We start from the raw sequence: 6411 nt of genomic DNA, 5'->3' as shown, positions 1-6411 counted from the left end.
TCTACAGACCGCTTACTGATGGGGTGCCAGTCAACCATCCCTTAGTGTCTTTAAACGGTTGGAGATATTACATCGTTTGTACAACCACCATGTTTAGGACAAACTCTCTGTTTTAACAGAGAGTAGTTGATGAGGGAACAAAGCGACTTCATAAATGTTGGTTTAGAAAGCATATGAGTCACGTGAAAAAAATATGAAAGTTGGATGTTTTATATGAAGCAATTTATTAAACATTCTCCCTTGGCTTTGGCCAAGTTGATGTGTTTGTGTGAAAACTACCAATTCTAATAAACATATTGAAAGGGGAGGCTTATGGAAATAATTATATCTTCAATGTTAGTTTTTATCTCTACGTCCATCGATTATTTGGTTGTTTTAACGATTCTTTTCTCTACCATGAATACGGGTAAACAACGATCAATTTATATTGGCCAATATATTGGAACGGGGTTGCTCGTTGGCTTTAGTCTCATTGCAGCGTACTTCCTGAACTTTATTCCACAAGATTGGGTGATCGGATTACTTGGTTTACTTCCTTTGATTCTGGGGATTCGGGCTATCTTCATCGATGAAGATGTAGATGAAAAGGACTTAGAAGAAAAGATGTCGCATAGACAGTCAGAAGTTGCGAGTGTGGTTGCTCTGACCATTGCCCTTGGCGGAGATAATTTGGGGATTTATATTCCTTACTTTACTGGAATGTCCTTCCAGGAAGTCATGGTTGTGATCCTTGTTTTTATCATTGGGATTTTTACCTTGTGTTATTTATCCAAACGATTAGCTTCGGTTCCTATGATTGGTGAAGTAGTTGAGCGTTACGAAAAAGTCATCGTACCAGTCGTTTTCATCGGCTTGGGTATTTTTATTCTGTTAGAGAATGGTACGATTCAACATCTTTGGTCACTGATTGCATAGAATTTTAAGCACCTTCACGGAAAGTAGAATATACCATTAAAGTATATAAGGTTGAGCTTAGATACATATAACACAACCGGAATATGAAAGAGGCACAGAACGATGTAATATCATTAGCGTCGTTCTGTGTCTCATTTTTATGTATATTTTTTAACAATTATGGATCACAGCTTTCTTATTCTCTAAATGGGAAATAAATAAGCTGATATTTTATTAATAGGTTATACTTGAAAAACTGAGACAATCATAGATCTAATTCGAGAGAGAATAAGAAATATAGCGTATGCAAAAATATTTAAGAAGAATTTTGGTAATATATGTAGGAAGAGAAAAAGGGGGGCATGATTTATGCAATATTCATATAAATATATAATATTAGGTGGCGGGATGGCTGGTGCCAATGCCGCAATGGAAATTCGTAAGTATGACCGTAAAGGGACATTGCTGATAGTCACGCAAGAAACTGACAAACCCTACTATCGTCCTCCATTAAGTAAAGAATTTTGGACAGAGCCAGCCTACCCAAAAGAAACGATATATTATAATATTTCGGATAATGAATCGATTGATATCTTAACTGGGACAACTGTGAAGCAAATTAATGCCGATCGACAAACGATTGAGATTGAGAGTGGAGAAATCTATCAATACGAAAAATTGCTTTATTCACTGGGTGGCGCTCCAAAGTGGATTGATGGGCTGGAGAGCGAGCGTGTCCTAGCTTTAAGAAACTTAGAAGATTACCGAAACCTCCGAAAGTTAGCCAAACCTGGGAGCAAAGTCATTATCGTTGGAGGAGGCTGGGTTGGAGCAGAACTTGCAGCAGGTCTAAAGCTGAATGATATGGATGTGACGCTTGTTTTTCCTAATGAAATATTAAATGAAAAACGACTACCACGAATGCTTGCTAAAGAATTTCAACAGCGCTTTGTAGATATTGGCGTTTCTTTGATAAACAATACTTATGCTAATAGTTACAGTGTAGCAGACGATCAGGTGAGTCTTACATTAGAGAATGGCGCTGTATTGAAAGCGGATATTCTTGTTTTAGGAATTGGATTAAAGCCAAATGTTGAATTAGCAGAAGCAGCTGGGTTAGAAGTGGGTAATGGCGTCATTGCTGACAAGTATTTGCAAACTTCCAACAAACATATCTATGCAGCAGGAGATGTGTTGAATTATCCAGATGTAATCATAGGACGTAATCGTTTTGAACATGAAGAGCAAGCGGAGTATTCTGGGAAAGTAGCGGGACGAAACATGACGGGCGCTGAAGAAGTTTATAATCATGGTGCGCCACTCTCTTATACGAATGTCTTAGATATTTCTATTGAAGGTGTCGGTGAAATGAGTCGCAACCGTGATGATGCGATTATTGAAGAAGTTGCCGGAGGTTATATTGTTTATTATCTTTTTAAAGGTAAACCAACAGGAATATTAACTTATAATGTGAAAGTTGATATGGATAAGGCCCGTGAAATTCTTGTTAACCCACCGAAAACATTAGATAAGCTAACGAGAATGTTGAAGCCTATTTAATTGATTTGTTGAATACTAGATAGCTTCAGAATTGAAAAAGATGATAAAAAGGAATATTTTATGGAAAAATTTTACGAGAGTTGACCAATCGTCAACTCTTTTTTATATCAATGACAATTAATGATTGTTGTCGACTTTACTGGTCACGATACTGTGCTGGACTGTACCAAACAAGTTTTGCTTTGATGCGTATTCGTTCTTCGTTATAGTGCTACCTAAATCTTCAAAATAATGATAAGTTTCTCTATCATATTTTTTTTAGTTTGCTAAAAAACTTTTCAATCGATAATTGATTACAATAATTTCTTAATAATACCCTCTAAAGTCAGGTTTCTGGTCTTACTTTAGGGGGTTTTTGTATGCTTATTTGCTAAGTATGTAAGAAGAAATTTAAGGATGTTATTTGTCTTGTTATAGCCTAGCTTAAAAAAATAAAGCAGTATTTCATAAACGTTTCATAAAAGGTGTATAGAATGTTATTGAAAATAGCGATCAAAGCTATTGTGTAAAAAATAATGGAGGACAAGCCTTCAGTTCTGAAGAGCTAGGAAGCTTAATTCATGCGAATGTTTGACCTGTGGCTACAATAAGTTTTTTGGAATAAAAATAGAAAGGGGCTTATTAGTAAGTGATAAAAAACGCACTAGCATATATTACAAGAAAAAAATATAGAACATTGATTATTTTTGTTATTTTAACAATCGTTCTTTCTTGTTTGTATGCATGTTTGATCATAATGAAATCAAGCAACGAAATAGAAGATTTTTTATATAAAAGTTCTAATGCTTCAATATCAATAACCCAAAAGGATGGTCATTATTTTAATATCAGTCAATTTAAAGATATTGAAAAAATAGCAGAGATTGAAGAAAAAATCATTCAATTTGATGGATTAGCAAAACTAAAAGATGCTAAAGCAGTTAGCGGAGAGCAAAAAATAAAAAGAGAGGATTTATCTGACGAGTTTAAAAATGTTGTTTCATTCGAAGCTACTAATAATACTTCAAGAAACATTTTATTCAGTAGCGGAGCATTTACAATGAAACAAGGTAAAAACATAGAAATAAATGATAAAAACGCCATAATTATCCATGAAGAATTTGCTAAACAAAACAATCTCCAATTAGGTGATGAAGTTGAACTTGAATTATTAGATATGGAAGAAAGTGGCAAAATAAATAGTCATAAATTTAAAATTATCGGAATATTTTCTGGTAAAAAACAGGAAACATATACAGGATTATCTTCTGATTTCAGTGAAAATATGGTTTTTATAGATTATTCAACAAGCCAAGAGATATTCAATAAATCAGAAGATAATAAAATTGCCAATAAAATTTTGATGTATGCTGGTAGTTTACAATCTACAGACTTAGCTTTAAAAAAAATTAAAGCCCTTGAAATTGACCAGTCGAGATATGTTATTGAGAAAGAGAATAAGGCGTTTGAAGAATCTCTAGAGTCAGTGAGTGGCATAAAACATATCATAAAATTAATGACTCATTCTATTATGTTAGCTGGTATAGTTGTGTTTTCGTTGATCTTGATTCTATGGTTAAGAGAAAGAATTTATGAAATAGGTATATTTTTATCGATTGGCATAACCAAGATACAAATCATCATGCAATTTATATTCGAGTTAATATTCATATCTATACCCAGTATCATAGTCTCATTATTGTTAGGAAACCTACTCCTAAAAGTAATTGTAGAAGGACTTATAAACTCAGAGGACGCAATGATATTCGGTGGAGGATTCATCAATAAAAGCAGTTTGATGTTGAATATCACAACCTTTATAGAAAGTTATTTAATACTAGTCAGTATCATTGTTTTATCAGTTGTCATTGCTTCCTCATTCATATTAATAAAGAAGCCAAAAGAAATATTATCAAAAATCAGTTAGGAGAAAATAATGGATATATTCGAAATAAAGAATGTAACTTACAGTTACGGAAATTCTAAAGAAAAAGTGTTATCAGGTGTAAATCAAAAATTTGAACTTGGAAAGTTCTATGCGATAGTAGGGAAGTCAGGAACAGGAAAGTCCACACTGCTGTCCTTACTTGCAGGACTGGATAAAGCACAAACAGGGAAAATCTTGTTTAAGAATGAAGATATAGAAAAGAAAGGATATCGTCATCATAGAAAGAATAATATATCCCTGGTGTTTCAAAATTATAATTTAATCGATTATTTATCACCAATTGAAAATATTAGATTAGTAAATAAATCAGCGGATGAGCAGATTTTGTTTGAACTAGGCTTAGATAAAACACAAATAAAAAGAAATGTGATGAAATTATCTGGTGGTCAGCAACAAAGGGTAGCTATTGCTAGAGCATTGGTATCAGATGCGCCAATTATACTAGCGGATGAGCCTACCGGTAACCTAGATAGTGTAACTGCTGGAGAAATCATTCATATATTAAAGACATTGGCTAAAGATAGAAATAAATGTGTAATTGTTGTCACACATAGTAAGGAAGTAGCAGATGCTGCGGATATCATTTTAGAACTGAGTGATAAAAAATTGAAAAAAGTCAATAAAATGAATTTGGAGGCTGAATAATGATAAAAAATGCATTTGCTTATGTAACAAGAAAAAGCTTAAAATCGTTCATCATTATGTTAGTTATTTTATCCATGTCAACTTTAAGTCTCATTAGTTTATCGATTAAAGATGCCACGGACAGAGCTTCAAAAGAGACATTTGCTAATATAACGAATAGTTTTTCTATAGAAATAAATAGACAAGTAAATCCAGGAACACCTAGGGGAGGGGGAAATGTAAAAGGTGAGGATATTAAAAAGATATCTCAAACAGATAGCATTGACGCCTATGTAAAAAGAATAAATAGTGTCGCAGACTTAGTTGATTATGATATTATTGAAACCCAAGATACGCTTGCGAATCAATCACCTGAAAGAGCGAAGAATTTTAAAAGAACAGTGATGTTAACTGGGGTTAACGATTCTTCAAAAGAAACAAAATTTATATCAGAAGCATATAAATTAGTAGAAGGAAACCATTTAGAAAATGAAGATAAAAATAAAATTTTAATGCACAAAGATTTAGCAGAAAAAAACCATCTAAAAGTTGGCGATAAAATAAAAATAAAATCTAATTTATTTGATGCTGATAATGAGAAAGGTGCAAATGAAACTGTAGAAGTAGAAATTAAAGGTCTATTTGATGGATATAATAGCGGTGGCGTAAGTGCAGCACAAGAACTATATGAAAATACATTAATCACTGATATTCATACAGCTGCTAAAGTTTATGGTAATACAGAAGATACAGCTGTATACCAAGATGCAACATTCTTTGTAAAAGGGGATAAAAATCTTGATAGTGTACTAAAAGATCTTGGGAAATTAGATATAAATTGGAGAGAATATAATTTGATTAAAAGTTCATCCAATTATCCTGCACTGCAACAATCTATATCAGGTATCTATTCAATTTCAAACAAATTACTTGTTGGCGCTTTAATATTTGCAGGAGTGGTCGTTTCGTTATTGCTATTCTTATGGATGGATGCTAGAAAAAAAGAAATAGCAGTATTACTATCATTAGGTACATCTAAATTAGAAATTTTTGGTCAATTCATAGTTGAGTTAGTATTTATATCCATTCCAGCACTACTTGGTGCTTATTTCTTAGCTCAATATACATCTGATAAGCTTGGAAACAATATATTGGATAAGGTTACTGATGATATAGCTAAACAAATCGCTAGACAATCTGCATCTAGCCAATTAGGTGGTGGAGCAGAAGTTGAAGGATTCAACAAGACTTTATCAAGTTTAGACATAAATGTCTTACCTAAATTCATCATTTATGTAGCTATATTTATGGGTCTAGTACTTCTGATATCATTGATTATTTCTTCCTTCAATATATTAAGAAAGAATCCAAAAGAATTATTAACTGACAATAATTAAAGCTTTCGG

5 protein-coding genes are annotated in these 6411 nt (G+C 32.8%); all 5 read left to right on the top strand.

Annotation, left to right across the window (positions count from 1 at the left end):
• Positions 1-312 precede the first annotated feature (312 nt).
• The 5 genes from CJ191_RS02795 (at position 313) to CJ191_RS02775 (ending at position 6402) form a co-directional block, all read left to right on the top strand.
• Entirely contained in the window at positions 313-915 is a 603-nt protein-coding gene (locus CJ191_RS02795; RefSeq protein WP_026465298.1) for a CadD family cadmium resistance transporter, read from the top strand.
• 348 nt (positions 916-1263) lie between these two features.
• The gene (locus CJ191_RS02790) at positions 1264-2454 is read left to right on the top strand and encodes an NAD(P)/FAD-dependent oxidoreductase (RefSeq protein ID WP_070468610.1); all 1191 of its coding nucleotides are present in this window, start codon (positions 1264-1266) and stop codon (positions 2452-2454) included.
• A 628-nt stretch (positions 2455-3082) separates the two neighbouring features.
• Positions 3083-4360, top strand: coding sequence for an ABC transporter permease (locus tag CJ191_RS02785; RefSeq protein WP_102198944.1), 1278 nt, complete (start codon positions 3083-3085; stop codon positions 4358-4360).
• Between the two features lie 9 nt (positions 4361-4369).
• On the top strand, positions 4370-5026 hold the full coding sequence (locus tag CJ191_RS02780) for an ABC transporter ATP-binding protein (RefSeq protein ID WP_070468613.1): 657 nt from the start codon (positions 4370-4372) through the stop codon (positions 5024-5026).
• Entirely contained in the window at positions 5026-6402 is a 1377-nt protein-coding gene (locus CJ191_RS02775; RefSeq protein WP_102198943.1) for an ABC transporter permease, read from the top strand. Before CJ191_RS02780 ends, CJ191_RS02775 begins: the two co-directional genes overlap by 1 nt.
• Positions 6403-6411: the final 9 nt, after the last annotated feature.

This window comes from Aerococcus viridans (genome assembly GCF_002871935.1).
Lineage (GTDB): Bacteria > Bacillota > Bacilli > Lactobacillales > Aerococcaceae > Aerococcus > Aerococcus viridans_B.
This window is presented reverse-complemented; position numbering and strand designations above follow the sequence as displayed.

Excerpts from the sequence above, each read along its gene's own strand:
- CJ191_RS02795 (WP_026465298.1), top strand. The coding sequence starts at position 313 with ATGGAAATAATTATATCTTCAATGTTAGTTTTTATCTCTACGTCCATC.
- CJ191_RS02790 (WP_070468610.1), top strand. The coding sequence starts at position 1,264 with ATGCAATATTCATATAAATATATAATATTAGGTGGCGGGATGGCTGGT.
- CJ191_RS02780 (WP_070468613.1), top strand. The coding sequence starts at position 4,370 with ATGGATATATTCGAAATAAAGAATGTAACTTACAGTTACGGAAATTCT.
- CJ191_RS02775 (WP_102198943.1), top strand. The coding sequence starts at position 5,026 with ATGATAAAAAATGCATTTGCTTATGTAACAAGAAAAAGCTTAAAATCG.